This window comes from Streptomyces sp. B6B3 (genome assembly GCF_039871525.1).
GTDB lineage: Bacteria > Actinomycetota > Actinomycetes > Streptomycetales > Streptomycetaceae > Streptomyces.
Map to the genome: position 1 here is coordinate 389,916 of NZ_JBDPLU010000005.1, position 26,715 is coordinate 416,630.

Consider the following 26,715-nt stretch of genomic DNA (forward strand, 5'->3'; position numbering starts at 1 on the left):
CTGCTCACCCGCCCCGGGCGCGCCGGAACTCCGCCGCCGTGCGCAGCAGGATGTCGTTGGCCTCGGGCTCGCCGATGGAGACCCGGGCGCCCTCCCCGGCGAACGGGCGCACCATCACCCCCGCCTGCTCGCAGGCCGCGGCGAAGTCCGTCGTGGCCTCCCCCAGCCGCAGCCACACGAAGTTGGCCTGGGAGTCCGGCACCGTCCAGCCCTGGGCGGCGAGCCCCTCGCTGACCCGGGTCCGCTCCGCCACCACCGCGGCCACCCGCCTCATCAGCTCCGCCTCGCTGCGCAGCGAGGCGACCGCCGCGTCCTGCGCTATCTGGCTGACGCCGAACGGCACGGCCGTCTTGCGCAGCGCGGCGGCCACCGGCTCGTGCGCCACCGCGTACCCGACGCGGAGCCCGGCCAGCCCGTACGCCTTGGAAAAGGTCCGCAGCACGCAGACGTTGGGCCGCTCCCGGTACAGCTCGAGGCCGTCCGGCACCCGGTCGTCGCGCACGAACTCCCGGTACGCCTCGTCCACCACCACCAGCACGTCGTCCGGCACCCGGTCGAGGAAGCGCTCCAGCTCCGCGCGCGGCGTGGCCACGCCCGTCGGATTGTTCGGCGAGCAGACGAAGATCAGCCGAGTGCGCTCGGTGATCGCCGCGGCCATCGCCGGCAGATCGTGCTCCTCGTCGGGGGTGAGCGGCACCCGCACCGAGGTGGCACCCGAGATCTGCGTGATGATCGGATAGGCCTCGAACGACCGCCAGGCGTAGATCACCTCGTCGCCGGGGCCGGCCGTGGCCTGGAGCAGCTGCTGCGCGATGCCCACGGAGCCGGTGCCGGTCGCCAGGTGTTCGACCGGCACCTCGAACCGCGCCGACAGCTCGGCCAGCAGCCCGGCGCAGGTCATGTCCGGATAGCGGTTCAGCGAGCCGGCCGCCGCGACCGCCTGCTCCAGCACGCCGGGCAGCGGCGGATGGGGATTCTCGTTGGACGACAGCTTGAACGCCGGCCGCCCGCCGGGGCCGCCGGCGCCGGCCGGGCGGCCCGGCACGTATCCGGGGATGTCGTCCAGCGCGCCGCGCAGCCGGACCCGGGGGGCGCCGGTGTCCCGCGGCGAGGCCGCGTCCGCGGCGCGGGTGTCGTCCTGAGAGGATCCCTGGGGGAGCCGAGTGCTGTGCGATGAGGCGGTCACCCTGCCCACTGTAGGAGCACCGTGCGCCATCGATGCCGGCGCGTGGCCTAGCCGGGTAGCGTGACAGGGCGATTATGCGCCGGTGGCGAACGCCCTTGCGCGCATCACCCGTAGGGGTGAGCCCGCGAGTGTTGAAAGCGGGACGACTTGCTGGGAGGGACCGCGGGCTGGCGGGAGGATGCGTCGCATCGACGCCCGTCATGCCTTGTCATCGCAGGTCAGCCACCTCTTTGATCTTGCTGAAACGTATCTTCTTCCCTCGTTGGACGCGTTCCGATGGGGTCGGCAATCCGGGCCTACGATCGGGTCGCCATGACAGCAGCGAAACATCAGGTGACCCGGGCTGGCGGTCGCCGGCCCAGCGGCCGAGCGGGGATCCGTGACGTCGCCGCCGCTGCGGGTGTCTCGATCACCACTGTCTCGGACGCGCTCAACGGTAAGGGCCGACTGCCCGACGCCACCCGGCGCCACGTGCGGAGCGTCGCCGACCGACTCGGCTACCGGCCCTCCGCCGCCGCCCGCACCCTGCGCACCGGCAAGTCGGGGCTGATCGGCCTCACGGTCACCACCTACGGCGAAGAACCGTTCACCTTCACCGAGTTCGCCTATTTCGCGGAGATGGCCCGCGCCGCCACGTCCGCCGCCCTGGCGCGCGGCTACGCGCTGGTCATCCTCCCCGCCACCTCACTGCACGGCGACTTCGACGTCTGGTCCAACGTCGCCCTGGACGGCACCGTCGTCATCGACCCCTCCGACCACGATCCGGTGGTCACGGAGCTGGTCAGACAGGGCATCCCCGTGGTTTCCGACGGCCGCCCCGGCGGCAGCCTCCCGGTCACCGCCTGGGTGGACAACGACCACGAGGCCGCCGTGCTCGGCCTGCTCGACCATCTGGCCGGCGCCGGGGCCCGTCGCATCGGGCTGCTCACCGGCACCAGCACCGACACCTACACCCGGCTGTCCACCACCGCCTACCTCACCTGGTGCGAGCGCACCGGCCAGGACCCGGTGTACGAGGCCTACCCGGCGCACGACCCGTGTGCCGGCGCGGTCGCCGCCGACCGGCTGCTCGCCCGCCCCGACCGGCCCGACGCCGTCTACGGCCTTTTCGACCCCAACGGCACCGATCTGCTGGCCGCCGCCCGCCGGTACGGCCTGCGGGTCCCGGACGACCTGCTGTTGGTCTGCTGCAGCGAGTCCGGCGTCTACGCCAGCACCGAGCCGCCCATCACCACGCTCTCCCTGAAGCCGGGACGGATCGGCACGACGGTGATCCAGTTGCTGATCGACGCCATCGAGGCCGGCGTCCGAGTGCCGGGCGTCGCCGGGGTGCCGGGCGTGGGCGCGTTGGGCCCGCCCCATCAGGTGATGCCGACCGAGCTGATCGTCCGCACCTCGTCCCAGCGCCGCGCCCCGCGCACCACGGTGAGCGCCCCCCGTCCGCACCCGGTCGCCGAGCAGTAGCGTGCCGCGCGGCCGGTTTGCGGCAAAAGGTCCGGCAACGACCCCGCACCGACCTCGGATCTCTCGCCCCAGGTGTGTCACACCTGAGCATCGGGATTCCTATGATGGGCCAACGGCACCCCGACCAGCCGCTCCGGCAGGTCGAGCAGGTGGAGGCGGCGCGCGAAGGTGGAGGGGTCGATGATCCAGGGGGACGGCCAGGGACCAGAGGTGTGGCACGCCACCGACCCGGACGCGACCCGTCGTGCACCGGATCTCTACTCGCCGACCGTGCCCGACCTACCGGTGATGGAGGGCGCGGGTCCGCTCTACGTCGTCGGCGACGTGCACGGGTACCTCGACGAGCTGCGCGAGGCGTTGCGTGCCGCCGGTCTGACCGACGAGTCGGACGCCTGGGCCGCGGGCAACACCCGGCTGTGGTTCCTCGGCGACTTCACCGACCGCGGCCCCGACGGCATCGGCGTCATCGACCTGGTCATGCGGCTGTCCGCCGAGGCCGCCGCCGCGGGCGGCTACTGCAAGGCCCTGCTCGGCAACCACGAGCTGCTGCTGCTCGGCGCCAGCCGCTTCGACGACACGCCCGTGGACTCCGTCGCGGGCACCGCCTCGTTCAAGGCCGCCTGGCTGCTCAACGGCGGGCAGCGCAGCGACATGGAGCGGCTCCAGGACCACCACATCCAGTGGATGTCCCGGCTGGACTCGATGGCGCTGGCCGACGGCCATCTGCTGCTGCACTCCGACACCACCGCGTACCTCGACTACGGCACCACCATCGACGACGTCAACGACGCGATCTGGCAGGCGTTGGCGCGCAACGACGTCGGGGTGACCTGGGACCTCTTCCGAAAGTTCACCAAGCGCTTCGCGTTCCGCGACGAGGACGGCCCACAGGCGGTGCGGAAGCTGCTCGACACGTACGGCGGCACCCGGGTGGTGCACGGCCACAGCCCGATCCCGTACCTGACCGGCGAGGCCGGGGCCTCGGGCGGCGGCGACGGCGACGCGGAGGGGTCAGGGGCCGACGCCTCACCGCAAGTGCGCGCCCCGCACGTCTACGCGGACTCGTTGGCCATCGCCATGGACGGTGGCGTGACGATGTCGGGCAGGTTGCTGGTCGCGCGGTTGCCGTTGTCCGGTTGAGCGGGTGCCCGCGTTGGCCTTCGCCATGGACGGTGGCGTGACGATGTCGGGCGGGTTGCTGGTCGCGCGGTTGCCGTTGTCCGACTGAGCCGACTGAGCCGACTGAGCCGACTGAGCTGACTGAGCCCCGGCGCCCGCGCCCCCGCGCTTTTCCGTTCGGTCCGTCACCCGAGTCGGTCCGTCACCCGAGATCACTGGGTGTCGCGTTGCGTGTGTTTCCCCGTTACGGGCAGGAGAAACGCAGACGCTGAGTGAGCCCCCTGAGGGTAGAGATTCCGGCTTCTCCCTGTGAGGAAAGGCCGGACCGCTCTACCATCGTTCTGCTCACCGGCTCTCCGCGAGCATCTGGGGACGCACATGAACAGCGCCGAGGTTCTGCCACCCGAGGATCACGCCGAATTCGAGCGGGTCCTCGAAGAGGCGTTGCGCACGATCCGGCTCACCACCCGGGCCGACCAATACCACGTCGAGCAGCTGCGATCGCTCGCGTTGAAGGAACTCCCGCGCATCGTCTCCTCGTCCGAGCCCGAGTACCGGAACTACGCGCGGCTGCGTGAGGAACTGCGCCGCCCCGACCCGCCCGCCGACCGGCGCATCGCCGCCGGTGCCCAGGCGCCGGGGGTCGGGACGGGACGGACGACGAGCGGGGGTGGCACCGGTCTGGTCGCCGTGGCCGCCGCGCTGGTTCCGGTGCTCGCGGCGATCGCGGCCGTCATCTTCCTGCTGCTCGGCTACGCGCTGGGCCTCGCCGACCCGGAGCCGGCCATGGCGCGGCCGATGCGGGAGGTGGGTTGGGTGTTCGCGGTGCTGGCCGCCGCCGGGCTGCTGCTGGCCGCGGCCGGCCTGCTGGTGGCCGCCGTCCGCAACGGCGCGCAGACCTCGATCCGCGCCACCGGGACGCGCCGCGGCCGGACCGGGGAGCGGCAGCCGCTGGGCGACGAGGTGGTCAGGGCGCGCGATGCGTGGCGGCGGGCGCTGCTCGACCAGGGGATCATGCCGTTCCTGCGGGAGCAGGCCGCGCGTTCCGGCATGGGCCAGGAGGACGAGCGCCGCACCCCGCGCCTGCGGTTCTCCAGCCCGGACTTCTCCAGTCCGGACTTCGCGGGACCGGCGTCCGCCACGAACCAGCCGAGCGCCAGACCCCGGTTCAGCCAGCCGAATTTCTCCGGGCCCGAGTTCGGCCGGCCGCACTTCACCTCGCCCGAGGAGGGCTGGGACGAGGAGCTCGAGGCGGCGCACGGGGAACGCCGCTACGGCCAGCCACATTTCTCCGCCCCAGACTTCGCGAGCCCGGACTTCGAAAGCCCCGACGCGGGCGGCGCCGACTTCGCCGGTCCGGCGTTCGACAGCCCGGACTTCGACGGCCCGGAGTTCACCAGCCCCGATTTCGACAGCGGCGTCGACGACGCGGACGAGGGATTCGACCTTTTCGACACCCTCGACGAGGCGGACCAGCACGGGGGCACCTCCCAGCCTTCCAGGCTGGGGGAGAAGCGTCGCCGGCGGCCGGGCTACGGCCAGCCGGACTTCTCCAGCCCCGAGTTCACCAGCCCGGCGGACGGCGCGGAACGCGACTGAGCCGGCGGCCGATCCGCCGGATCGTTTCGGCTAGCGGTGGCCGGCGGCCGTGCTGAGCAGTTGCTCGATGACCAGGGCCACGCCGTCGTCCTCGTTGGACGCCGTGTGGCGCGGGGTGGCGGCCAGCACCTCGGGGTGCGCGTTGCCCATGGCGTAGGCGGTTCCGGCCCAGCCCAGCATCTCCAGGTCGTTGGGCATGTCGCCGATGGCCACCACCTGGTCGGGGCGGATGCCGTGCCGGGCGCAGCGCTGCGCCAGCGTGCTGGCCTTGCTGACGCCCGGGCCGCTGATCTCCAGCAGCGCGGTCGGGCTGGACCGGGTGAACTCGCCGTGCTCGCCGCCCACGCCGCGGGCCAGCGCGAGGAAGCCGTCGGGGTCGAGCAGGCCGTGGTGGGCCAGCAGCTTCAGCACCGGCTGGTCCGGGTTCCGCGGCGCGGTCAGCAGCCGCTCGACGGGGCCGATCTCCGTCGGGGAGCGCCGCCCGGCCCTGCGGTTGGAAGTACTCCCCCGGGCCTTGGGGGCCCGGGAGGTGCCCCCACCCAGGCCCTCAGGGCTTGGGGGAGGGTCGCCGTGCAGCGTCGGGTACTCCGGCTCGTATCCCATGCCCTCGGTGCGTTCCACGGCGAAGCTCACGCCGGGCGCGGCGCGGCGCAGCTCGTCGACGATGGCCAGTCCGGCGGCCGGGGTCAGCGGGCGCACCTGCACCAGCTCGTTGTCCCGGCGCAGGTCGACCACCGCGGCGCCGTTTCCGCAGATGGCGAGGCCGTGGCCGTGCACGTGGTCGCTGACCACGCCCATCCAGCGGGCCGGCCGGCCGGTCACGAAGATGACCTCGATGCCGGCCTCCTCGGCGGCGGCCAGGGCGGCGATGGTGCGGGTGGAGACGGTCTTGTCGTCCCGGAGCAGGGTGCCGTCCAGATCGGTGGCGATCAGGCGCGGCAGGGCGGTGAGCGGGGGGCGGGGATGGCAGGCGGCGTCAGGCACAATCACCCAGCATATGCATGCGCATGCGCACGTGGCAGGCCGCGGCCGGGCTTGCGGCGAGCCTGTCAGGAAGCCGTGTAACTCTGGCCGGAAACACATCGGCCGGCTCTAAGCTACCGGCCCATGGCTGTCTCCACCGCGCCCCTGCGGCTGTCGACCGTGATCCTGCCCGTGTACCGCTGGGCCGAGGGCGGCCGGCGGACCTGGCTGCGCGCCGAGGAACTCGGCTTTCACACCGCCTACACCTACGACCACCTGTCCTGGCGTGGCTTCCGCGATCGCGCCTGGTTCGGCGCCCTGCCCACCCTCACGGCGGCCGCCGGGGCCACCGAACGGCTCCGGCTGGGCACCCTGGTCACCTCCCCGAACTTCCGCCACCCGGTGCCGCTCGCCAAGGAGCTGCTGACGCTCGACGACCTGTCGGATGGCCGGATCACGCTGGGCATCGGCGCGGGCGGCAGCGGTTTCGACGCCACGGTGCTGGGCCACGACGCCTGGAGCGCCCGGGAGCGCGCCGATCGTTTCGCGGAGTTCGTCCCGTTGCTGGACCGGCTCCTCAGCGCCGGGGACGAGGGGACCGCCCGCGGCGTCTCCTACCGGGGCGACTACTACTCCGCGCACGAGGCCCGGATGATCCCCGGCTGCGTGCAGCGGCCGCGCCTGCCGTTCGCGGTGGCGGCGACCGGGCCGCGCGGCATGCGGCTGGCCGCCCGGCACGGCCAGGCCTGGGTGACCACCGGCGATCCGGCCACGTTCGCCGGCACGGTGCGGGACTTCAGGTCGGGACTGGCCCGGCAGGTCGAGCGGGTCTCCGCGGCCTGCGAGGCGGCGGGACGGGAACCGGACAGCCTCGACAAGATACTTCTGGACAGCAGCCTCGCCCCGGCCGACGCCTCCCCGCTCGGCTCGCTGGCCGCCTTCGTGGACCACGCCGGCGCCTGCGCCGAGCTCGGCTTCACCGAACTGGTGCTGCACTGGCCCGTCCCCGACTCGGTCTTCGCCGCCGACCGGGACCTCTTCGAGCGGATCGCCACCGAGGGCCTCGCCCAGCTCGCCGGCTGACGCCCGGCCCTCTCTCGGTCGCGCGCGTCGTGTGACGCCGGATGACGGGCCCGTCAACGGCGTGGTAACTCCGGTTGCGCGCCCTCACCGTCGCTCCCGCGGCCCGCTAGCGTCGGGCCATGAGCCTCGTCCGCCGCACCGTAGCGCCCGTCGTCCGGCCCGTCATCCGACGGCTCGACCGCCATCTGGAGGCCCGGATGGCCGGCCGCGACCGGCGCCTCGCCGAGACCAGGGAGCGGGCCGAGCGCACCGAGTCCGCGCTGCGTGAGGAGCTCGCCGACACCAGGAAGGAGCTGCGCGAGCTGCGGGACCGGGTGCACGGGCTCGACCTGCTGCTCGGCCGCGAGGGCCGCCGGGTGCACCGGCAGCCCACGGTCCGGCAGATCGGGGCGCTCGCCCGGGACGTCGCCGAGGTCACCGGCGCGCGGGGCGCCGACGCCCGCCGGGAGATCGTGCAGGCGTACCGGACCCTGGTGGAGGTGGAGAACCGGGGCGTCGGCCGGATCGCCGGCGGCACCGGCAACATCCTCGGCAAGCTCGCCACCGTGCCGCTGCTCGACCCGCCGAACGGCGAGGTCCTGGAGATCGGCACCCTCTTCGGGTTGTTCGCCGGCTGCCTGGCCCGCCAGGTCGTCCGGGCCGGGCTGCCGTACCACCTCACCATCGTCGACCCGATCTCGCCGGTCCAGCTCCAGGAGGGCCGGCGGCTCAAGCACGACCTGTCGGGCACCCCCATCTCCGAGGACGTGGTGCGCGCCAACCTGCACTACGCCGGCGTGCAGCCCGAGCGGCTCCGCCTGGTGCGCGGCTACTCCACCGCCCCCGAGGTCCGCGCCGCGCTGGCCGGCGGCGGCTTCGGCGTCATCGTCGTGGACGGCGACCATTCGGCGGAGGGCGTCGCCGCGGACCTCGCCTGGGTCGAGGAGCTCGCCGCGCCCGGCGCCGTCGTGGTGCTCGACGACTACGGCGACCCGAAGTGGCCGGGTGTCAGGGAGGCCGGCGAGGCGCACCTGGCCCGGCCCGGCACCCGACTCTCGCTGGTCGGGCAGGTCACCACGAGCGCCTTCCTGCGCGCCGGCTGAGTCTGGCCGCCTTCGGGCACCCCCAGCCGCCGGCCGGCGCCGACGGGTATCCCCTAAGGGAAACCCATACCGAGGAACCACCGGGACCAGGGTGCCCCAGTACCAAAGAGTGACGTGTGCCACCGTCGGGCCCGCTACGGTCGTTCCTGTGAGCGTCATCAACGTCAACGCGGGCGGACCTGGCACCGAGACCGGGGCCGCGCCGGGCCCGGGCACCGGCGCCGGCAGCGTCATCCGGACCGAGGGCCTGACCAAGCGGTACCCGGAGGTCACCGCGCTCGACCGACTGAGCGTGGACATCGGCCCCGGCGTCACCGGCCTGGTCGGCGCGAACGGCGCCGGCAAGTCCACCCTCATCAAGATCCTGCTCGGCCTCTCCCCGGCCAGCGAGGGCGGGGCCCAGGTGCTCGGCCAGGACGCGGCGCGGGACGGCCACGCCATCCGCGAGCAGGTCGGGTACATGCCGGAGCACGACTGCCTGCCACCCGACGTGTCCGCCACCGAGTTCGTGGTGCACATGGCCCGGATGTCGGGGCTGCCGCGCACCGCGGCCCGCGAGCGCACCGCCGACACGCTGCGCCACGTCGGGCTGTACGAGGAGCGGTACCGGCCCATCGGCGGCTACTCGACCGGCATGAAGCAGCGGGTCAAGCTCGCCCAGGCGCTGGTCCACGACCCCCGTCTGGTGCTGCTCGACGAGCCGACCAACGGCCTCGACCCGGCCGGGCGCGACGACATGCTCGGCCTGATCCGCCGCATCCACACCGACTTCGGCATATCCGTGCTGGTCACCTCGCACCTGCTCGGCGAGCTGGAGCGCACCAGCGACCACATCGTCGTCATCGACGGCGGCCGACTGCTGCGTTCCCAGGCCACCGCGACGTTCACCCAGGCCACCGCCTCGCTGGCGGTCGAGGTGACCGACACCGACGAGCATCCCGACGGCGCCGCCGCGCTGCGCGCCGCGCTCACCGCGGACGGCCTGGAGGCCACGCCGGGCGCCGGCCACCTGGTGCTGGTGGAGGCCGCCGACGAGAGCGTCTACGACGCGGTCCGCGACACCATCGCCGACCTGGGCCTCGGCCTGGTGCGCATGGAGCAGCGCCGGCACCGCATCGCCGAGGTCTTCCAGGACCCGACCGACCCCGCCGCACCGAACCACCCCGCCGAGGGAGCGCAGCCGTGACCAGTCCTCCCGAGCAGGCCAGCCAGGCGCGCCCCGACGCGCGGATCCACCCCGCCGAGGGAGCGCAGCCGTGACCAGTCCTCCCGAGCAGGCCAGCCAGGCGCGCCCCGACGCGCGGATCCACGACATCGGGTACCGCCGGTACGGCGGCGACCGCCTCGGCTCCCTCTACGCCCGGCGCTCCCTGTTCGTGCACTCGCTGCGCGGCGCCTACGGCATCGGGCGCTCCGCCCGCTCCAAGATCCTGCCGTTCGTCCTCTTCGGCGTCATGGCGGCCCCGGCCGTGGTCATGGTGGCCGTCGCCGTGTCCACGGGGCTGGACGAGCTGCCGGTCGAGTACACCAGCTACGGCCTGTTCATGCAGCCGATCTTCGGCCTGTACCTGGCCCTGGCCGCGCCCCAGATGGTCTCGCTGGACCTGCGCTACAAGACCATCCCGCTGTACTTCTCCCGGCCGATCACGCACACCGACTACGTGGTCGCCAAGGTCGCCGCACTGACCAGCGCACTCTTCCTGTTCGTCGCCGTCCCGGTCACCATCGCCTACGCCGGCGGACTGCTCGCCAAGCTCGGCTTCGTCGACCAGACCACGGCGTACGCCCGAGGGCTCGTGGCCACCGCCGTCTTCGCCCTGCTGCACGCCGTCATCGCCGTGCTCACCGCGTCCTTCACGCCGCGCCGCGGCTTCGGCGTCGCCGCCATCATCGCCGTCTTCACGGTGCCCTACTTCGCGGTCACCGCGGTGCAGGCGGTCGCCACCGAACAGGGCAACCCGGACGTCGTCGGCTGGCTCGGCCTGTTCTCCCCCGGTTCGCTGCTGGACGGTCTCCAGTCCGCGTTCCTCGGCGGCGAGAGCAACTTCCCCGACCAGGTCGAGGTGACCGGCGCCGCGGGCCCCGCCTACCTGCTGGTCACCGGCGCCATCATCGTCGTGTGCTACGCCCTGGTGCAGCGCCGCTACCGCAACGTCGGACTGTGAGGACTCGACGACCATGACGACCATCCAGATCGACAAGACGTCCCGCTGGTTCGGCAACGTCGTCGCCGTGAACGACGTGACGATGGACATCAGCCCCGGCGTCACCGGGCTGCTCGGCCCCAACGGCGCCGGCAAGTCCACCCTCATCCACATGATGAGCGGCTTCCTCGCGCCCTCCGCCGGCAGCGTCACGCTCGACGGGCGGACCATCTGGCGGAACGCCGACGTCTACCGCCACATCGGCCTGGTCCCCGAGCGCGAGGGCATGTACGACTACCTCACCGGCGGCGAGTTCGTGCTGGCCAACGCCGAGCTGCACGGCCTGCCGGATCCCGGCGCCGCCGCGACCGCCGCGCTGACCACCGTCGAGATGACGCACGCCGCCGACCGGCGGATCGGCACCTACAGCAAGGGCATGCGGCAGCGCGTCAAGATGGCGTCCGCGCTGGTGCACGACCCGTCCGTGCTGCTGCTCGACGAGCCGTTCAACGGCATGGACCCGCGCCAGCGCATGCACCTGATGGACCTGCTCCGCCGGATGGGCGAGGACGGGCGCACGGTGCTGTTCTCCTCGCACATCCTGGAGGAGGTCGAGCAACTCGCCTCGCACATCGAGGTCATCGTCGCCGGCCGGCACGCGGCGTCCGGCGACTTCCGCAGGATCCGCCGCCTGATGACCGACCGGCCGCACCGGTACCTGGTGCGTTCGTCCGACGACCGGGCGCTGGCCGCCGCGCTCATCGCCGACCAGTCCACCGCCGGCATCGAGTTCGACCCCGTGGAGCACGCGCTGCGGATCCAGGCCGTGGACTTCCTCCGCTTCACCCACCAGCTTCCGCTCCTGGCCAGGGAGCGCGGCATCCGGCTGCTGGAGGTCTCCCCCTCCGACGAGTCCCTCGAAAGCGTCTTCTCCTACCTGGTGGCTGCCTGATGAGCGCGCTCTACAACCACACCGTCGCCCGCCTCACCTACCGGGCCCTGCTGGGCCGCCGGCGCGCCCTGATCATGCTGCTGATGCCGGCGTTGCTGCTGGTCATCGCCTTCGCGGTGCGCGCCCAGACCGGCGCCGACGACCGCGCCGCCGTCGAGATCCTGGGCGGCTTCGCACTGGCCGCGATGGTGCCGCTGGTCGGCGTCGTCGCCGGCACCGGCGCCATCGCCCCGGAGATCGACGACGGCTCCATCGTCTACCTGCTCTCCAAGCCGCTGCCGCGCCGCACCATCATCCTCACCAAGCTGCTGATCGCGATCGGCGTCACCGTCGCCTTCACCTCGCTGCCGATCCTGGTGGCCGGAGTCATCCTGAACGGCAACGGCCAGCGCATCGCCCTGGCCTTCGCGGTGGCCGCGGCCGTCGCCGCCGTCGCCTACAGCGCGGTCTTCCTGCTGCTCGGCACGGTGTCGCGGAACGCGGTGGTCTTCGGCCTCATCTACGCGCTGGTCTGGGAGGCGCTGTTCGGCAACGTGGTGCCGGGCGCGCGGACGCTCAGCATCCAGCAGTGGTCGCTGTCGCTGGCCGAGCGGATCGCCCTGCCCGGCGCCGACATCAACTCCGACGTGGCGCTGCCGGCCGCGGTGATCCTGCTGGCCGCGGCGACCGTCGCGGGCACCTGGTACGCGATCCGCCGGCTGCGCGCCCTCACCCTCGCCAGCGGCGAGTGACCCCAGGGCCCGATGGTGCCGCCGGGAGTCCCGGCGGCACCATCGGGTCGTCGTCCTACGGACGGAGCCGCTTCAGGTCGGACGGTCTTCTTGCTCACCCCGAAGTAGTTCGTCAGCAGCTCGGTGGTGAGGTGCAGGCCGTCGGGCAGTAACCCCAGGGCCTTCACCTTGTCGAGGGCGTCGGTCACGCGTTCGTGTGGGCGGCAACTGAACCGGGGGCTCACGGAAGCACACCGGGGTGTTCCGGGAGTGTCGCAGGTTTGCCACGTCCGTCCGTGGTTTGACGGGGGCGGGGTCGCCATCTCATAGGGTTTGCGGCATGCAGGAAGCGATTCTGGACGTCGTCGAGGGCTTCGTCGCCACACCCTGGGTCTACCTGGCCCTGTTGCTCGTGACCAAGCTCGACGGCTTCTTCCCCGTGGTGCCGAGCGAGACACTCGTCATCACGCTCGGGGTCTTCGCCGCGGCGAACGCCGAGCCGAATCTCTTCCTGGTCATCCTCGTGGCCTCGGTCGGTGCCTTCGTCGGGGACCACATCTCGTACCTCATCGGCCGGCGGGCCGGCCCCCGGCTGATGGCGAAGGCGAAGCCGGGCAGCCGCACCCAGCGGGCGTACGACAACGTCGGCCGGATGCTGGAGAAGCGCGGCGGCCTGGTGCTGATCACCGCGCGGTACGTGCCGGGCGGGCGGACGGCCGCCACGCTCACCACCGGCGCCACCCGGTACCCGTTGCGCTCCTTCTCGCGCTACGCGGCGATCGCCGCGGTCAGCTGGGCGACCTACTCGGCGCTCATCGGCTACATCGGCGGCGCCGCCTTCGAACACAATCCGGTGCTCGGCCTGGTCATGGGCGTCGGCCTGGCGCTGGTCATCACCGCGCTGCACGAGGTCGTCAGGATCGTCCTCGAACGCCGGAAGGGCCGTCGCGCGGTGGCCGCCGGCTGACCCTCCTGGTCGAGCCTGGTCGAGCCTGGTCGAGCCTGGTCGAGCCCGGTCGAGCCCGGTCGAGCCCGGTCGAGCCCGGTCGGAGTCCGGTCGCCGACGGTCGCCACCCCGCGCCCCGTTGTGCACAGGCTGTGGATAACTCGTGGCGGTCGCCCGTGAAGCGCGCGCCGTCGCTACCCGGAGGCCGAAGGGCCGGGCCGCAGCGGGCGGTGGACGGAGATCCGGAAGGACAGGGTGACCCGCAGTCCCCGCCCCAGACGGGCGGTCAGGGCGGCGGGGTCGCCGACATGGTGGGCGCTGGGCCCCATCGCCACGAGCCGGGCGAGGTCGGGGGCGTCGAGATCCCGATCGTACTCGTGGACTTCCCTGGTGGCGGGCTCGAAATGCCGCGCCAGGGCGTCGCGCAGCCGCCGCTCCTTGGCGTCGTCGACCGACAGCAACGGCAGCGCCGCGCGCAGCTGCGCCAGATGCCGCGGGGTCGGGGTGACCACCAGGAGCGCTCCGTGGGGCGCGAGCACCCGGTGGAACTCGGGGGCGTTGCGCGGCGCGAAGACGTTGGTCAGCACGTCGACGGCCCCGCCGCGGACCGGCAGCGGCCGCCAGACGTCCCAGACCGCCGCCCCGAGGCGGGGGTGCGCCCGGGCGGCGCGGCGGGCGGCGAACTTCGAGGCGTCCAGACCGAGGCCGTGGGCTCCGGGAAGCGCGTCCAGCACGTGGCCCAGGTAGTAGCCGGTGCCGGCCCCGGCGTCCAGCACCACGCTCCCGTGGCCGGCCGGGGCGAGCCGCGCCACATGCCGGGCGAGCGCGGTGGCGAGCGGCGCGAAGTGGCCGGCGGCGAGCACGTCCGCGCGGGCGGTCACCATGGACGCGGTGTCGGCGCTGGGCACGCGCATCGCGCCGGTCAGCAGACTGACGTAGCCCTGCCGGGCGCGGTCGAAGGCGTGGCCCGCGGAGCAGCACAGCGCCGATCCGGCGAGCGTGACGGACCCGCCGCACACCGGGCAGGTCACGACGGAGGCCAGCCGGTGCCACGGTCCTGACTCGGCGGGGGCGGGGTGCGGGGGCATCGGCATGTTTCGTTCCTCGGCGGCGCGGGGCCGCGCGGCCGTCAGTTCTGGTCCTGGCCGGCCAGCAGGCGCTCCAGCACCAGGGCGATGCCGTCCTCCTCGTTGCCCGCGGTGACCTCGTCGGCCACGGCGAGCACCTCCGGATGGGCGCTGCCCATCGCCACGCCGTGCCGGGCCCAGCGCAGCATCGGGAGATCGTTGGGCATGTCCCCGAAGGCGATGGTCTGTTCCGCGGTCACGCCCAGCCGGCGGGCGGCCATCGACAGTCCGGTGGCCTTGGTCAGGCCGAGCGGCAGCAGCTCGACCAGCAGTCGTCCGGCGACCACGATCTGCGCGGCCTGGCCCACCAGTTCGCGGGCGGCCACGGCCAACTCGTCGTCCGTCATCGCCGGGTGGTACAGATACATCTTGATCACCGGCTCGGACCACAGGGCCGCGCGGTCGGTCGCGTGCAGCGGGCGCTTCGGCGACGTGTTGCCGGTGGAGCGCCACTCCTCGGACGCCTGCGACCAGAAGACGTCGTCCATCACCACGTCGCCGTCCAGGCCGTCGCGGTTCACGGCGATGCCCATCGCGCCGAGACTGCCCTCCAACAGCTCGACCGCGCGTCTGGCCAGCGCGCGGTCGAGGGTGACGGTGGTCAACAGCCGGTGCTCACCCGCGTGGTAGAGCTGGGCGCCCTGCCCGCAGATGGCCAGGCCGTGGTAGTCGAGGTCGTCGAGTATGTGCCGGGTCCAGGCCACGCTGCGTCCCGTCGCCACGATATGGGCCGCGCCCGCGGCGGTGGCGGCGACGAGCGCGGCGCGGGTCCGGGGGGACACCGCCCCGTCGTGCCGCAGCAGGGTGCCGTCGAGGTCGGTGGCGACCAGCCGGTAGGGGAACGTCGCGGGGGTGCGCTCCGCCGCGGCCTCCGCCGGCTGCTCCCGACCCGCCGCCCGGGAGGAGGCGGACGGCGAGGTCACGCGGTCACCGGCGTCAGCACCTCGCGTCCGCCGAGGTACGGGCGCAGCGCCTCGGGCACCCGCACCGAGCCGTCGGCGAGCTGGTGGTTCTCCAGGAGCGCGACGATGGTGCGCGGCACCGCGCACAGCGTGCCGTTGAGCGTGGCCAGCGGCCGGGTGCGGGAGCCGCCGCCGTCGCCGCGCTCGCGGACCCGGATGTTCAGCCGGCGGGCCTGGAACTCCGTGCAGTTGGAGGTGGAGGTCAGCTCCCGGTACTTGCCCTGGGTCGGGATCCACGCCTCGCAGTCGTACTTGCGGGAGGCCGAGGAGCCGAGGTCGCCGCTGGCCACGTCGATGACCCGGAAGGGCAGTTCGAGCGCGGTCAGCCACTCCTTCTCCCAGACCAGCAGCCGCTCCAGCTCCGCCTCCGCCTCCTCGGGCGCGACGTAGGAGAACATCTCGACCTTGTCGAACTGGTGCACCCGGAAGATGCCGCGGGTGTCCTTGCCGTAGGACCCGGCCTCGCGCCGGAAGCACGGGGAGAGGCCGGCGTAGCGCAGCGGGAGCTGGTCGGCCTCGATGATCTCGTCCATGTGGTACGCGGCCAGCGGCACCTCCGAGGTGCCGACCAGGTAGACGTCGTCCTTCTCCAGGTAGTAGACGTCCGTCGCCGCCTGGCCGAGGAAGCCGGTGCCCTCCATGGCGCGCGGCTTGACCAGCGCCGGGGTCAGCATGGGGGTGAATCCGGCCGCGGTGGCCCGCGCGACGGCGGCGTTGACCAGGGCCAGCTCCAGCAGCGCGCCGACGCCGGTAAGGTAGTAGAAGCGGGATCCCGACACCTTGGCGCCGCGCTCGGTGTCGATGGCTCCGAGCGTGTGGCCGAGTGTCAGGTGGTCCTGGGGCTCGAAGCCCTCGGCCGCGAAGTCCCGGATGGCGCCGTGCGTCTCACGCACCGTGAAGTCGTCCTCGCCGCCGACCGGGACGTCGGGGTGCACCAGGTTGCCGAGCTGGAGCAGCAGGCGCTGGGCCTCGGCCGCGGCCTCGTCGCGTTCGGCGTCGGCCGCCTTCACGCCGGTGGACAGCTCGCCCGCCCGCTCCAGCAGCGTCGCCTTCTCCGCGCCCTCCGCCCTCGGGATCCGCTTGCCGAGCAGCTTCTGCTCGGCCCGCAGCTCGTCGAAGCGGGCGCCGGAGGACCGGCGCCGCTCGTCGGCGGAGAGCAGCGCGTCGACGAGGTCGACGTCCTCACCACGGGCGCGCTGCGAGGCGCGCACTCGGTCGGGGTCCTCACGAAGCAGGCGAAGGTCAATCACGGGCCCTAGGCTACCGAAAAGTCCGGCCGCCTAATTTGCCTGTTTTGGGCGGAAAGAGCGGATCGATGAGGGTCCGCTATCCACAGGTCAACGACCTCGCCCCCGCGTTTTCCACAGGTAGGTGGGCGGGCCTGTGGAAAACATTCCCGAGCGCAGGTCGGCCGGGGTGTAGGACGCAGAATTCCCCGCTGAAACCGCGTCTACACTCCCTTCCGAGCGAATCCGGGGGTAACTCCGAGAGAAATGGCTCACACTCTTGGGTGAGATCGCCGAATTGAGGTGACGTCAACCAGCTCGTCCGGCTGGGGCGGTCCTGGGTGATGCGTACGCATTTGTCGATATTGACCGACTTGCCAATGTCGACTCATCCACAGCCCGCGCCCGGCGCCTGTGGATAACTTTCCGTCAGCTCGCACACCTTCAGTGCGGGCGGCCGTCCAGGCAGCGGGTGAGCCAGTCCCCCGCGGTCAGGAAGTCGGAGTCCGCCGTGCCCGCCCGGACCGTCGCCCGCACCTGGTCGGCGCGCGGATACGAGCCGAGGTACCGGACGTCCGAGCACAGCCGCTTCAGACCCATCAGCGCCTCGCCCACCCTGCGGTCCGCGATATGCCCCTCGCAGTCCACCGAGAAGCTGTACTGCCCGATGCCCGCGCCCGTGGGGCGGGACTCGATGCGCACCAGGTTCACCCCGCAGGTCGCGTACTCCTGGAGCACCTCCAGCAGCGCGCCCGGGTGGTCCGCGCGCAGCCACAGCACCACCGACGTCTTGTCCGCGCCGGTCGAGGCGGCCGGCCGGGCCGGCCGGCCGACCAGCACGAAGCGGGTGGCGGCGTCCTCCGCGTCGTGGATGTCGGTGACCAGCGGCTCCAACTCGTACGTCGAGGCCGCGAACTCGCCCGCGAAGGCCCCGTCGAAACGGCCCTCCTGCACCAGCCGCGCGCCGTCCGCGTTGGACGCGGCGGACTCCCACTGCGCCTCCGGCAGGTTCCGCTCCAGCCAGACCCGGACCTGGGGCTGCGCCACCGGATGCCCGGTGACCGTCTTGATGCCGTCCATCCTGGTGCCCGGGCGGACCAGCAGCGCGAAGGCGATGGGCAGCAGCACCTCGCGATAGATCATCAGCGGCTCGCCGGACGCCAACTCGTCCACGGTGGCCGAGACGCCGCCCTCCACCGAGTTCTCGATCGGCACCAGCGCGCCCGCCGCCTCCCCCGACCGCACGGCGTCCAGGGCCGCCGGCACCGAGATCATCGGTACCAGCTCGCGCGTGGCCGCCTCCGGCAGGGTGCGAAGCGCGGCCTCCGTGAACGTGCCCTCGGGGCCCAGATAGGTGAAGCGGCTGGCAGACGTCATGGATCCAACGGTATCCCCGCCGGGCCCCGAGCGCGCCGCGGTCTCAGCTGCCGAACGCTGGGTGACGGGCCGCCGCGAACCGTGACGGGCGGGGCTCAGCCGCCCTCGAACAGCCGCTGCCCCACGTACTCCCCCTCGGCCGCGCCGCCCGGCACGGCGAAGAGCCCGCTGGCCTCGTGCCGCACGAAGGCGGACAGCGCGTCCCCCCGGTCCAGCTTCCGCTGCACCGGCACGAAGGCGCGCAGCGGGTCGGCCTGCCAGCACACGAACAGCAGGCCGGCGTCCGGGGCGCCGTCGGCGCGGACGCCGTCGTGGTAGGAGAAGGGACGCCGCAGCATGGCCGCGCCGCCGTTGGTCTCCGGGGCGGTCACCCGCACGTGGGCGTCGGCCGGGATGACCGGCGCGCCGCTCGCGTCGGTGGCGTCGAGGTCGACGGCAGTGGCCTCACCGCCGCCGGTGAGCGGCGCGCCGTCGGCCTTCCGGCGGCCGATGACCCGCTCCTGGGCGGCCAGCGGCTGGCGCTCCCAGTCGTCGAGCAGCATCCGGATGCGGCGCACCACCACGTAGGAGCCGCCGGCCATCCAGCCGGGATCCGCGGCGGGGGAGTCGGGCACGAACACCCGCTCGTCGAAGTCGGCGTCGCCGGGCCGGGGGTTGTTGGTGCCGTCCAGCTGGCCCATGAGGTTGCGCGTGGTCATCGGGCGCTTGGTGGCGCCCGGGGTGCGGTTGAAGCCGGTCATCTGCCAGCGCGGCCTGGCGGCGCCGGTGTCCTCGGCCACCCGCTGGAGCGTGCGCAGGGCGTGGAACGCGACCAGGGCGTCGTCGGCGCCGATCTGCACCCACAGGTCGCCGTCCGAACGCTCCGGATCGAGGGCGTCGGCGGTGAACCGGGGCAGCGGTTCGAGCGCGGCCGGCCGGCGGGCGGCGAGCCCGGTGGCGTCGAAGAAGGAGTACCCGAAGCCGATGGTGACGGTGAGCCCGGAGGGCCCGGCATCCAGCGCGACGCCCGTGTGGTCGCCCTCGGGCACCCGCCCGGCCATCAGCGCGGCGGCCGCCTCGGACCAGCGGCGCAGCAGCGCGGCGGCCCGGTCGCGGTCGGCGCCCCGCGGGGTGAGGTCGAACGCGGCGAGGTGGCCGTGCGCCTGCTGCGCGGTGGTGATGCCGGGCTGGTGGCTGCCGTGGAACGCGCGGGCCGTGGAGCCGACGCTGCTCAGCGGCGTCGGGGCGGCCTCGTGGGTGGCGCCGCCGAGGTTGGCGTGGGCGACCGCGCCGCCGGCACCGCCGGCGGCGAGCCCGGCCGCCCCGGCGCCGGCGCTGGTGAGCAGCCGGCGGCGGGAGACGGGATGGTGCTCGTTCATGGTGAATCGCTCGCGTGTTTCGTGGTGCGGCCGGATGCCGGCGTCAACGGATCGGGACGGTGGTGGTCTCGGTCACCTGGTCGATGTCCGAGGTGCGGATGGTGAGGGCCAGCTCCCAGTCTCCGGGGCGGGGCAGCTGGATGTCGGTGACGGCCCAGTGGTCGTCGGACAGCGGCTGGGCGGTGTGGCTGAGCGGGCCGATGCTCTCGGCGGGCAGGGTCAGCGCGACGCCGATCTCCACGGCGGTGGCGGACCGCCCCTCGGGGTCGAGCAGGGTGATGTGCAGGGTGTTCGCGCCGGTGCTCGCCGGACTGAGCTGGACCTCGGCGACGCCCTGGCCCGAGGAGCCCCCGGTGTCGTAGGGCACCTCCGCGGTGAACGGGCCCGTCTCGCCGGCGGCGTCGTCCGCGCCGGGCTGGCCCGGCTGCTCGGCGACGGCGTCCTCCAGGGCGGCGGCCTCGGTGCGGGCCGGCGTGGTGGTGGTGAGGACGGTGGTGACGCCCAGCACGACGGCGGCGACGGCGGCCTCGGCGAGCACGGAACGGCGCAGCGCGCGGCGGGTCGGGTCCGCGTCCCGAGCCCTGCGCTGCCGGGCCTGCCGCACGGCGTCCCGCTGCCGCGCCAACTGCGCGGCCCGCGCCGGACTCACCGCCGCATCCCTCACCGAGGCGACCCCGCCCGCCGCCTCGTCCGCCGCCTCGCCCGCCGCGGCGGACGAGGACGCCGGACCGGCGGCGGGCGCCGAACCGGTCGCGGTCAGCGCCGCCGTGGCGGCGGCCGGTGCCGGTGTCGCCGCGCCCTCACCCGGTGCGGCGTCCGCCAGGCGGGCCGTGAAGCGGCGGGAGAAGGACGCCACGCCGAGCAGCGCGGCGACGAGGGCGACCTTCAGCAGGAGCAGCCGCCCGAAGTCCGTGTCGGTGAGGCCGGAGACGGTGCGCACCTGACGCCAGGACTGGTAGACGCCGGTCGCGGCCAGCGTGACGACGCTGGCCAGCGCGAGCCCCGAGAACCGGCGCACCGCCGACGCGGGCACGGCGAGCGGCGCGTTGCGCAGCAGCACGAGCAGCATGGCGAGGCCGCCGATCCAGGCCGCGGCGGCCATCAGGTGCAGCGCGTCGGCCGGGACGGCCAGGGAGGTCTGTGGACCGGTGGAGGCGTGTTCGGCCATCGCCCAGGTGGCGGCGATGCCGGCCGCCACGATGGCGCCGCCGGTGCCGAGGCCGAAGCTCAGGTCGCGCACCCGCGCCTGGTCCTCCCCCGCGGCGCGAAGCCGCGCGTAGGGCCCGGTGAGCACCGCGACGAACGCGCCGGCCGCGGCGAGCAGCAGCAGCCGGGTGAGCAGGGAGGTGCCGGTCGTGGTCTCGACGACGTCGCGCAGCCCGGTCAGGTCGAGGGCGTCGGCGAGCCGCCCTGAGCCGGTGTACGGGGTGCGCAGCAGCAGCTGGCACAGCGTGGCCGCAGTGAGGGTGGTCCAGCCGGCGAGCAGCACCCGCTGCGCGGTGCGCAGCCCCGCGGCCGGCGGCCAGCAGCGCAGCACGAACGCGCCGCCGCCGGCGAGCACCAGGAACCCGGCGTAGGAGGCGTAGCGGGTGATGTCGTGGAGCAGGCCGACGAGGCCGTCGTCGCCGCTGACGTCGGGGACCTCGGCGCTGGTGGCGGAGGGCGCGCCGACGGAGAAGGTGAAGGCGCCGGAGATGGGGTGGCTGTCGGCGGAGACGACGTGCCAGGCGACGGTGTAGGTGCCTCGCGCGAGGCCGTCGCGGAGCGCGATCGCGTGGCGGACGGCGTCGCCGGTGCTGACGTCGGTGGGCTCGCCCGTGGTGACGGGCCGCCCCTCCGGGTCGAGCACGCGGATGGCGTCGTCGGCGAGGGCGACCTGCTCGGAGAAGCTGAGGGTGACGCGTTCTGGCGCGGTGGCCACCACCTCGCCGTCCGCCGGGCTGCTGCCGGTCAGCGTGGCGTGTGCGGCGGCGGATGGTGCGGCGATCAACAGGGAGGCGAGCGCGGCGGCCGCGGCCAGCAGCAGCGCGGCTGCCCGGGAGCGCGGGGGACGGGAGGCGGTGACGGGGGTCATGACGGGTGGTTCACTCCTCTCCGGTGTACGTGGGCGCTTCGACCGGCACGTCGAGGGTGAGGGGCTCGGCCTCCGCGAAGTGGAGTTCGAGGGAGATGGTGTCGCCCTCGGTCAGCTCGCGGTCGAGATCGAGCAGCATCAGGTGGTTACCGCCCCGGTTGAGGCGGAGCGTGCCGCCGGCCGGGACGGGGAGGGAGTCGACGGGCCGCATGGCGTTGTCGACGGTCTCGTGCATCTCGACGGTGCCGGCGGCGTCGCTGGTGACCGAGGTGAGGCGGTCGTCGGCGTCGCCGGTGTTCTCGATGGTGAGGAAGCCGGCGGCGACGTCCCGGGAGACGGGCTCCGGGACGTACGCGCCGCTGGTGTGGAGCTCGGGGGTGCCCTGGTCGTCGCCCGAGCAGCCGACGAGCCCGGCCACCAGCGTGCCGGCGGCGACGGCGGCGACGGCGACGAGGATCGCGGTCCTCGCCGGTCTCCGGCGGTTCACGGCAGCTCCCCGCGGAGCAGCTTCGGGATGTCCCGCTCGAACGTCTCCACGGTGACGCCCTCGGTGTAGATGACGTGCGCCTTGTCGTCGTCGGGCAGGAAGGCGACCACCTGGGTGCCGTGGGTGGAGATGATGTCGCCGTTCTCGTCCTCGTAGGACGGCTCGATGCTGACGCCGAGGGAGCGGGCCGCGGCCTGGATGTCCTCGAAGTCGCCGGTCAGGCCGGTGAAGTCGGGGTCCTGCATGCGGAGCCACTCGCCGAGCGACTCGGGGGTGTCGCGTTCCGGGTCGGTGGTGACGAAGACGACGCGCAGGTCCCGGCGCTGCTCCTCGGAGAGGCCGGCGGCGGCGACCGCGATGTTGCTCATGGTGAGCGGGCAGATGTCGGGGCAGTGGGTGTAGCCGAAGTAGAGCAGGGTGGCGTGCCCGTCCGTCTCGGCGGCGAGGTCGTACGGCTCGCCGTTGGTGTCGGTGAGCACGAGGTCCGGCTTGTCGAAGGGCTGGTCGAGGACCGTGCCCGTGGACGGGTCGTGACCGCCGGAGACCTCGGCGGCGGGGTCTCCGCCGTCGTCGGCCGACGTCTCGCCGCCGCAGGCGGCGAGGGTCAGGGCGGTGGCGGCGGCGAGCGCCGCGGCGGTGATGCTGCGCAGGTGCATGAACGTTCCTGGTAGTGGTCGCGCTGGGGCCCGCACGGGCGGACGGCGTTGGTCCGCCCGCCCGTGCGGGCGGGCCCGAGGTCGGTGGGGGATCGAGGGCCGGGGTGGCCGGCCCGGTGGCGTTACGCGTCGGTCGAGGCGCGGCGCCGGCCGGCGAGCACGCCGAAGACGACCCCGGCGGCGCCCACCGCGATGCCCACGCCGCCGAGCACCCGGGCGGTGGTGTCCGCGGCGTCGCTGTCGTCGGCCGCCTCCTCGGTGGTGTCCCCGGCCTGCTCCGCGGAGCCCTCGTCGGCGTCCGCGTCCTCGGTGTCCTCGGTGGCTGCCTCCGACTCGGATCCGGCCGCCCCGGCCGCCTCCTCGTCCGCGGCCGCCGTGAGCTCCAGCACGGGGGAGGGGTGCTCCGGCTCCTCCTCGCCCTCCACGGGCTCCTCGATCCAGCGCACGACCTCGTCGTTGTCGTACGTCTGGATGGCGTCGAACACCAGCCGGTCGGCGTCCTCCGGAAGCGGGCCGACGGAGAGCGGGAACTGCTGGAACTGGCCGGGCTGGATCTCGCCGCCGGTCCAGGTGATGACGCTCGGCGCCTCGGTGATCTCGCTGCCGTGCACCTCCATCGGCTCCTCGAGTTCGGCGGTCTCGACGCTGACCTCCCAGCCGGGGACCGGTTCGGGCATGACGGAGGACACCGGGTGCTCGGGGTCGAGGTGGAGCTCCAGGCGGATGGTGGAGGCGTTGTCCCGCTCGTTCGGGACCTTGACGTTGAGGACGCTGTAGGAGCCCTGCTCGGCCTCTCCGGGGTCGATGGAGACGTGGGCCGCGGCGGGGCCGGCCAGCAGCAGGACGGAGCCGGTCGCGGTGGCGGCGACGACGGCGGCGGACAGGGCGATACGCGGACGGTTCATGGGACCACTCCACTGAGGTTCGACGAACGTGATGGTTCGTGACGGAATGTGGTGTACGAGATGCGCGACCGCCGCGTACCCCTTCCCCAGGAGCGCGTCAGGCCGCGAGAACGAGCTGCACGTGCGACCGCGGCGGTCCGCGGCGGATCACGGCGTGCGGCAGCACGGTGCCGCGGGTGGCCGGTGTCGGGTGATGCCCGGGTGGGCGCGGCGGGCCCGGGACGGTGTACGGGCGCGGGCCGCGCAGCAGCGCGCGGAGCAGCCGCCGCAGGTACGGCAGGAAGGGCAGGGTGGCCAGCGCCACCCTGGCCTCCACCGACCACCGGGCGGAGAGCCGGACGAGCCGCCACAGCGCGGCCTCGCCGCGGCGCAGCAGCCAGCCGGCGGCGAGCGCGGCCAGCAGGTGCCCGAGCAGCATCGGCCACGAGGCCAGGGACGCAACGGCGTCGGCGAGACCGCCGCCGGCGGGGTGGGCCGCGGCGCCGGCGGTACCGGCGCCACCGCCCGGGCCGCCGGTCGGGTCGAGGCCGGCGGCGGCGACAACGCGGGTCGCCTCGGCCTCGGTCAGGCCGGCCGCGTGGTCGTTGCAGAGCAGCCGGCTGGCCAGCTCCAGCACCGTGCCGTGCTGCCCGTGGCCCGCCGGGCCGCCGGCCATGGCGCCGCCGACGGTGGCGGTGTCATGGCCGGAGGAGTGCTGGCCGAGGCAGTACAGGAGGTGGAGGGCCAGCTGTCCGACGGCGAGGACGGCGGCCAGGGCCGGGGCGGAGCGGCGTTCCCTGCCGGCCAGCGGCGCGGCGACGGCGAAGACGGCGAACCAGCCGAGGGCCAGGGCCCACAGCGCGATGCCGGGGCCCCCGGTGGTGAGGTGGCCGGCGGCGGCAAGGGTGGCGCACGCCGCGGCGAACACCGCGGCGCGCAGCAGTCTGAGGCCGGCTCCGGCAGTCATGGCGGCGCCATCATCTCACCGCACCCCCACCGACCGACCCACCGGGGGACGAGATCGAACCTGCGTTCTCGTGTTCACCCTGGTCGGCGAGTGTCCATATCGATGCCTTCACGCGCCCACATCCGCCGAACGAGGGGTGTTCGGTCAATCGCACGCTTACGCTTCACGCCCCTTGGCAATACCTACACATATGTCGAGCCGCGGCCAGGAGGCTGGAGCATGAGCATCTGGTGGTCTCTCCAACTTCGGCGCGAAGCAGCCAGCGTCCCGCTCGCCCGCCGGCTGCTGGTCGGTGCGATGGAGGCGGCGGGGGTGGACGGGGACGTCTCGCACGAGTTGTCGGTCGCGCTCTCCGAGGCGTGCTCGAACGCGGTGCGGCACGGCGGCGGACGCACCGGCGTCTACCGGGTGACGGCGTCCATCGACGGCGACGTGTGCCGGATCGAGGTGGCGGACGGCGGCCCCGGCTTCTCCGGCGGCGTCGCGGAGCTGCTGGCGCGCTCGGAGCCGCTCGAGCTGGCGTCCGGCGGGCGCGGGCTGCATCTGATCGAGGCGCTCTGCGACCGGGTGCGGTTCGGCAACGAGCCGGGCAGCGGGGCGGTGGTCACCTTCGACCGGGCGCTGAAGTGGCGCGAGGGGTCCCTGCTGAAGGCGGGGTGACCGGGGGTTCCCAGGCCCTCGGGACCCGGGCGGTGCCGCCGGAGTCCGCCGGGTCTGTTCCGAACCGGTGGGTGGGGGTTACAGTCATCGGTGATACGGGACATTCAGCATGTTCTTCTATCTTCTGTTGTGTTCCTCTACGGCCCTTCTAGGTGAGTAGGCGGCAGTCATGGGTCAGATCGGACCGAAAGAACTCCTTGTCCTCCTCGTCGTCGTGCTCCTCGTCTTCGGCGCGAAGCGGATGCCGGACATCGCCCGTTCGCTGGGCAAGTCCGCGCGCATCCTGAAGAGCGAGACGCGGGCCATGAAGGCGGAGAACGCGGCCGCGTCGGCGCCGCAGTCGGGTCCCGAGCCGGCGTCGAAGACGATCCAGGCGGCGCCGGGCGACGTGGCCACCGCGCGTTCCGTGGACGAGCCGAAGGTCTCGCCCCAGGCCTCCACCGCGCAGACCTCGCCCCAGACCTCCTGAGGCCCGCGGCCGGCGGCCCGGCCGCCGGCCCGCCCGCGTTACCCGCCCGTGTGTTCCCCGCCCCCGTCGAGGCGGATCCGGACCCGGCTCGTTTCGTCAGCCTTCATCAGCCTTCATCAGCTTTCGTCCGCGCGATCCGTCAGCGCTTGGCGTGCCGCCCCCGGCCGGAGGCGTTGCCCTCGTCCGCCCGACCCTGCCCGGCGCCCGGCCCGGCGGACCCCTGGTCCTCGCCCCGGCCGGCCTCCCGCTGCCCCGCCCTGCGGGCGCGCAGGTACTCGACGACGATCGGCACCACCGACAGCAGCACGATCCCGACCAGGATCAACTCGATGTTCTCGTGGACGAAGTCGACCTGCCCGAGCGCCGCGCCGAGCAACGTCACGCCCGCGCCCCACAGCACGCCGCCGAGCACGTTGAAGATCACGAACGTGCGGTAGTTCATGTGGCTGACGCCGGCGATGATCGGCGTGAACGTCCGCACGATCGGCACGAACCGCGCCAGCACCAGGGACTTCGCCCCGTGCTTCTCGAAGAAGGCGTGCGCCTTCTCGACGTTCTCCTGCTTGAACAGCCGCGAGTCGGGCCGCCGGAAGAGCGAGGGGCCGACCTTGCGACCGAAGAGGTACCCGACCTGGTCCCCGAGCACGGCCGCCACCACGACCAGCGTGCACACCAACCACAGCGGCGTGTGCAGGTACTTGTCGCTGGAGACCAGCAGCCCGGTGGTGAACAGCAGGGAGTCACCCGGCAGGAAGAAGCCGATCAACAGGCCCGACTCGGCGAAGACGATGACCAGGATGCCGATCAGGCCGAAGGACTCGATGAGATGTTCCGGATCCAACCAGCTGGGACCGAGAGCAAGAGAATCCATGAAGCGTGAATCCATGAAGCGGGAACCCGTCAGCCGCGGCCCGTGACCCGCTGTCCGGGCGGTACGACCAGGCTACCAACCCCGTGGCACCCCGGCCGCACGACGCCCGTCCCCCCTGGTCACACGGGAGTTGACGCTCCCCACGCCACCCGGAGGAGACCGAAGGGCCCTCCCGCCTGCCCGCCACGTGGGACGCCGCGAGAGGAGTGCCGGTGCGGTGGAGCCCCGCCCCCCGCCCGCCTGCCACGCGGGCGGGGGGCGGGAGTCAGCGTCCGGAACGCCCGCACCACCGCCGGCTACGCGCTCGCCGGCTGCGGCACCATCAGCCGTACCAGCAGGTCGTCGAGGC

General features: G+C 73.4%; 25 protein-coding genes. 12 read left to right on the top strand and 13 right to left on the bottom strand.

Annotation, left to right across the window (positions count from 1 at the left end; translation table 11 throughout):
• Positions 1-4: 4 nt before the first annotated feature.
• A complete protein-coding gene (gene hisC, locus ABGB06_RS14255; RefSeq protein WP_347589199.1) occupies positions 5-1,078 on the bottom strand; it encodes a histidinol-phosphate transaminase in 1,074 nt (357 codons plus the stop codon).
• Between the two features lie 420 nt (positions 1,079-1,498).
• On the opposite strand from hisC, the gene ABGB06_RS14260 reads away from it, so the two are divergent.
• The 3 genes from ABGB06_RS14260 (at position 1,499) to ABGB06_RS14270 (ending at position 5,368) form a co-directional block, all read left to right on the top strand.
• Positions 1,499-2,650 (top strand): LacI family DNA-binding transcriptional regulator, encoded by a 1,152-nt coding sequence (locus ABGB06_RS14260; RefSeq protein WP_347588994.1) that lies wholly within the window; start codon positions 1,499-1,501, stop codon positions 2,648-2,650.
• Positions 2,651-2,830: 180 nt separating this feature from the next.
• Positions 2,831-3,790: a metallophosphoesterase gene (locus tag ABGB06_RS14265; RefSeq protein WP_347588996.1), complete on the top strand. Its 960-nt coding sequence runs from the start codon at positions 2,831-2,833 to the stop codon at positions 3,788-3,790.
• A gap of 357 nt (positions 3,791-4,147) precedes the next feature.
• Entirely contained in the window at positions 4,148-5,368 is a 1,221-nt protein-coding gene (locus tag ABGB06_RS14270) for a hypothetical protein (protein ID WP_347588998.1), read from the top strand.
• A 30-nt stretch (positions 5,369-5,398) separates the two neighbouring features.
• Here ABGB06_RS14270 and ABGB06_RS14275 read toward each other — a convergent pair whose 3' ends face one another.
• The gene (locus ABGB06_RS14275; protein ID WP_347589000.1) at positions 5,399-6,352 is read right to left on the bottom strand and encodes an HAD hydrolase family protein; all 954 of its coding nucleotides are present in this window, start codon (positions 6,350-6,352) and stop codon (positions 5,399-5,401) included.
• 123 nt (positions 6,353-6,475) lie between these two features.
• On the opposite strand from ABGB06_RS14275, the gene ABGB06_RS14280 reads away from it, so the two are divergent.
• The 7 genes from ABGB06_RS14280 to ABGB06_RS14310 all read left to right on the top strand — a co-directional run bounded on the left by ABGB06_RS14280 (position 6,476) and on the right by ABGB06_RS14310 (position 13,269).
• Entirely contained in the window at positions 6,476-7,414 is a 939-nt protein-coding gene (locus tag ABGB06_RS14280; RefSeq protein WP_347589002.1) for an LLM class flavin-dependent oxidoreductase, read from the top strand.
• Positions 7,415-7,533: 119 nt separating this feature from the next.
• A complete protein-coding gene (locus ABGB06_RS14285; protein WP_347589004.1) occupies positions 7,534-8,496 on the top strand; it encodes a class I SAM-dependent methyltransferase in 963 nt (320 codons plus the stop codon).
• 232 nt (positions 8,497-8,728) lie between these two features.
• Positions 8,729-9,682 carry an ABC transporter ATP-binding protein gene (locus tag ABGB06_RS14290; RefSeq protein ID WP_347589200.1) on the top strand — a complete coding sequence of 318 codons (954 nt, stop codon included), beginning with the start codon at positions 8,729-8,731 and terminating at the stop codon, positions 9,680-9,682.
• A gap of 70 nt (positions 9,683-9,752) precedes the next feature.
• Complete coding sequence (locus ABGB06_RS14295) at positions 9,753-10,661, top strand: ABC transporter permease subunit (protein WP_347589006.1); 909 nt, start codon at positions 9,753-9,755, stop codon at positions 10,659-10,661.
• A 13-nt stretch (positions 10,662-10,674) separates the two neighbouring features.
• On the top strand, positions 10,675-11,592 hold the full coding sequence (locus tag ABGB06_RS14300; protein ID WP_347589008.1) for an ABC transporter ATP-binding protein: 918 nt from the start codon (positions 10,675-10,677) through the stop codon (positions 11,590-11,592).
• Complete coding sequence (locus ABGB06_RS14305; protein WP_347589010.1) at positions 11,592-12,323, top strand: ABC transporter permease subunit; 732 nt, start codon at positions 11,592-11,594, stop codon at positions 12,321-12,323. Before ABGB06_RS14300 ends, ABGB06_RS14305 begins: the two co-directional genes overlap by 1 nt.
• A gap of 319 nt (positions 12,324-12,642) precedes the next feature.
• Positions 12,643-13,269, top strand: coding sequence for a DedA family protein (locus ABGB06_RS14310; RefSeq protein ID WP_347589012.1), 627 nt, complete (start codon positions 12,643-12,645; stop codon positions 13,267-13,269).
• Positions 13,270-13,442: 173 nt separating this feature from the next.
• Here the strand turns inward: ABGB06_RS14310 and ABGB06_RS14315 are convergent, their stop codons facing one another.
• The 10 genes from ABGB06_RS14315 to ABGB06_RS14360 all read right to left on the bottom strand — a co-directional run bounded on the left by ABGB06_RS14315 (position 13,443) and on the right by ABGB06_RS14360 (position 24,366).
• Entirely contained in the window at positions 13,443-14,342 is a 900-nt protein-coding gene (locus tag ABGB06_RS14315) for a putative RNA methyltransferase (protein WP_347589014.1), read from the bottom strand.
• A gap of 35 nt (positions 14,343-14,377) precedes the next feature.
• Positions 14,378-15,205 carry an HAD family hydrolase gene (locus ABGB06_RS14320; protein ID WP_347589202.1) on the bottom strand — a complete coding sequence of 276 codons (828 nt, stop codon included), beginning with the start codon at positions 15,203-15,205 and terminating at the stop codon, positions 14,378-14,380.
• 89 nt (positions 15,206-15,294) lie between these two features.
• A complete protein-coding gene (serS, locus tag ABGB06_RS14325; protein ID WP_347589016.1) occupies positions 15,295-16,587 on the bottom strand; it encodes a serine--tRNA ligase in 1,293 nt (430 codons plus the stop codon).
• A gap of 420 nt (positions 16,588-17,007) precedes the next feature.
• The gene (gene pheA, locus ABGB06_RS14330) at positions 17,008-17,940 is read right to left on the bottom strand and encodes a prephenate dehydratase (RefSeq protein ID WP_347589018.1); all 933 of its coding nucleotides are present in this window, start codon (positions 17,938-17,940) and stop codon (positions 17,008-17,010) included.
• A 95-nt stretch (positions 17,941-18,035) separates the two neighbouring features.
• On the bottom strand, positions 18,036-19,298 hold the full coding sequence (gene efeB / locus ABGB06_RS14335) for an iron uptake transporter deferrochelatase/peroxidase subunit (protein ID WP_347589020.1): 1,263 nt from the start codon (positions 19,296-19,298) through the stop codon (positions 18,036-18,038).
• A gap of 43 nt (positions 19,299-19,341) precedes the next feature.
• Positions 19,342-21,372 carry a copper resistance protein CopC gene (locus ABGB06_RS14340; protein WP_347589022.1) on the bottom strand — a complete coding sequence of 677 codons (2,031 nt, stop codon included), beginning with the start codon at positions 21,370-21,372 and terminating at the stop codon, positions 19,342-19,344.
• A gap of 10 nt (positions 21,373-21,382) precedes the next feature.
• Positions 21,383-21,859: a copper chaperone PCu(A)C gene (locus tag ABGB06_RS14345; protein WP_347589024.1), complete on the bottom strand. Its 477-nt coding sequence runs from the start codon at positions 21,857-21,859 to the stop codon at positions 21,383-21,385.
• Positions 21,856-22,515 (bottom strand): SCO family protein, encoded by a 660-nt coding sequence (locus tag ABGB06_RS14350; RefSeq protein ID WP_347589026.1) that lies wholly within the window; start codon positions 22,513-22,515, stop codon positions 21,856-21,858. The genes ABGB06_RS14345 and ABGB06_RS14350 overlap by 4 nt, the downstream gene beginning before the upstream one ends.
• A gap of 122 nt (positions 22,516-22,637) precedes the next feature.
• Positions 22,638-23,420: a YcnI family protein gene (locus tag ABGB06_RS14355; RefSeq protein ID WP_347589028.1), complete on the bottom strand. Its 783-nt coding sequence runs from the start codon at positions 23,418-23,420 to the stop codon at positions 22,638-22,640.
• A gap of 97 nt (positions 23,421-23,517) precedes the next feature.
• The gene (locus ABGB06_RS14360) at positions 23,518-24,366 is read right to left on the bottom strand and encodes a hypothetical protein (protein ID WP_347589030.1); all 849 of its coding nucleotides are present in this window, start codon (positions 24,364-24,366) and stop codon (positions 23,518-23,520) included.
• A gap of 219 nt (positions 24,367-24,585) precedes the next feature.
• Between ABGB06_RS14360 and ABGB06_RS14365 the strand changes: the two genes are divergently transcribed.
• Together ABGB06_RS14365 and tatA are read left to right on the top strand one after the other, a co-directional pair.
• Positions 24,586-25,026, top strand: coding sequence for an ATP-binding protein (locus tag ABGB06_RS14365; protein WP_347589032.1), 441 nt, complete (start codon positions 24,586-24,588; stop codon positions 25,024-25,026).
• A gap of 169 nt (positions 25,027-25,195) precedes the next feature.
• On the top strand, positions 25,196-25,495 hold the full coding sequence (gene tatA, locus ABGB06_RS14370; RefSeq protein WP_347589034.1) for a Sec-independent protein translocase subunit TatA: 300 nt from the start codon (positions 25,196-25,198) through the stop codon (positions 25,493-25,495).
• Positions 25,496-25,634: 139 nt separating this feature from the next.
• Here tatA and ABGB06_RS14375 read toward each other — a convergent pair whose 3' ends face one another.
• Positions 25,635-26,366, bottom strand: a complete 732-nt coding sequence (locus ABGB06_RS14375) for a VTT domain-containing protein (RefSeq protein ID WP_347589036.1) — start codon at positions 26,364-26,366, stop codon at positions 25,635-25,637.
• Positions 26,367-26,715 lie beyond the last annotated feature (349 nt).

What these genes read in the sequence shown, in the direction of transcription:
- ABGB06_RS14260 (WP_347588994.1), top strand. Translation starts at nt 1,499, where the DNA reads ATGACAGCAGCGAAACATCAGGTGACCCGGGCTGGCGGTCGCCGGCCC.
- ABGB06_RS14265 (WP_347588996.1), top strand. Translation starts at nt 2,831, where the DNA reads ATGATCCAGGGGGACGGCCAGGGACCAGAGGTGTGGCACGCCACCGAC.
- ABGB06_RS14270 (WP_347588998.1), top strand. Translation starts at nt 4,148, where the DNA reads ATGAACAGCGCCGAGGTTCTGCCACCCGAGGATCACGCCGAATTCGAG.
- ABGB06_RS14280 (WP_347589002.1), top strand. Translation starts at nt 6,476, where the DNA reads ATGGCTGTCTCCACCGCGCCCCTGCGGCTGTCGACCGTGATCCTGCCC.
- ABGB06_RS14285 (WP_347589004.1), top strand. Translation starts at nt 7,534, where the DNA reads ATGAGCCTCGTCCGCCGCACCGTAGCGCCCGTCGTCCGGCCCGTCATC.
- ABGB06_RS14300 (WP_347589008.1), top strand. Translation starts at nt 10,675, where the DNA reads ATGACGACCATCCAGATCGACAAGACGTCCCGCTGGTTCGGCAACGTC.
- ABGB06_RS14305 (WP_347589010.1), top strand. Translation starts at nt 11,592, where the DNA reads ATGAGCGCGCTCTACAACCACACCGTCGCCCGCCTCACCTACCGGGCC.
- ABGB06_RS14310 (WP_347589012.1), top strand. Translation starts at nt 12,643, where the DNA reads ATGCAGGAAGCGATTCTGGACGTCGTCGAGGGCTTCGTCGCCACACCC.
- ABGB06_RS14315 (WP_347589014.1), bottom strand. Translation starts at nt 14,342, where the DNA reads ATGCCGATGCCCCCGCACCCCGCCCCCGCCGAGTCAGGACCGTGGCAC.
- pheA (WP_347589018.1), bottom strand. Translation starts at nt 17,940, where the DNA reads ATGACGTCTGCCAGCCGCTTCACCTATCTGGGCCCCGAGGGCACGTTC.
- efeB (WP_347589020.1), bottom strand. Translation starts at nt 19,298, where the DNA reads ATGAACGAGCACCATCCCGTCTCCCGCCGCCGGCTGCTCACCAGCGCC.
- ABGB06_RS14340 (WP_347589022.1), bottom strand. Translation starts at nt 21,372, where the DNA reads ATGACCCCCGTCACCGCCTCCCGTCCCCCGCGCTCCCGGGCAGCCGCG.
- ABGB06_RS14350 (WP_347589026.1), bottom strand. Translation starts at nt 22,515, where the DNA reads ATGCACCTGCGCAGCATCACCGCCGCGGCGCTCGCCGCCGCCACCGCC.
- ABGB06_RS14355 (WP_347589028.1), bottom strand. Translation starts at nt 23,420, where the DNA reads ATGAACCGTCCGCGTATCGCCCTGTCCGCCGCCGTCGTCGCCGCCACC.
- ABGB06_RS14360 (WP_347589030.1), bottom strand. Translation starts at nt 24,366, where the DNA reads ATGACTGCCGGAGCCGGCCTCAGACTGCTGCGCGCCGCGGTGTTCGCC.
- ABGB06_RS14365 (WP_347589032.1), top strand. Translation starts at nt 24,586, where the DNA reads ATGAGCATCTGGTGGTCTCTCCAACTTCGGCGCGAAGCAGCCAGCGTC.
- tatA (WP_347589034.1), top strand. Translation starts at nt 25,196, where the DNA reads ATGGGTCAGATCGGACCGAAAGAACTCCTTGTCCTCCTCGTCGTCGTG.
- ABGB06_RS14375 (WP_347589036.1), bottom strand. Translation starts at nt 26,366, where the DNA reads ATGGATTCTCTTGCTCTCGGTCCCAGCTGGTTGGATCCGGAACATCTC.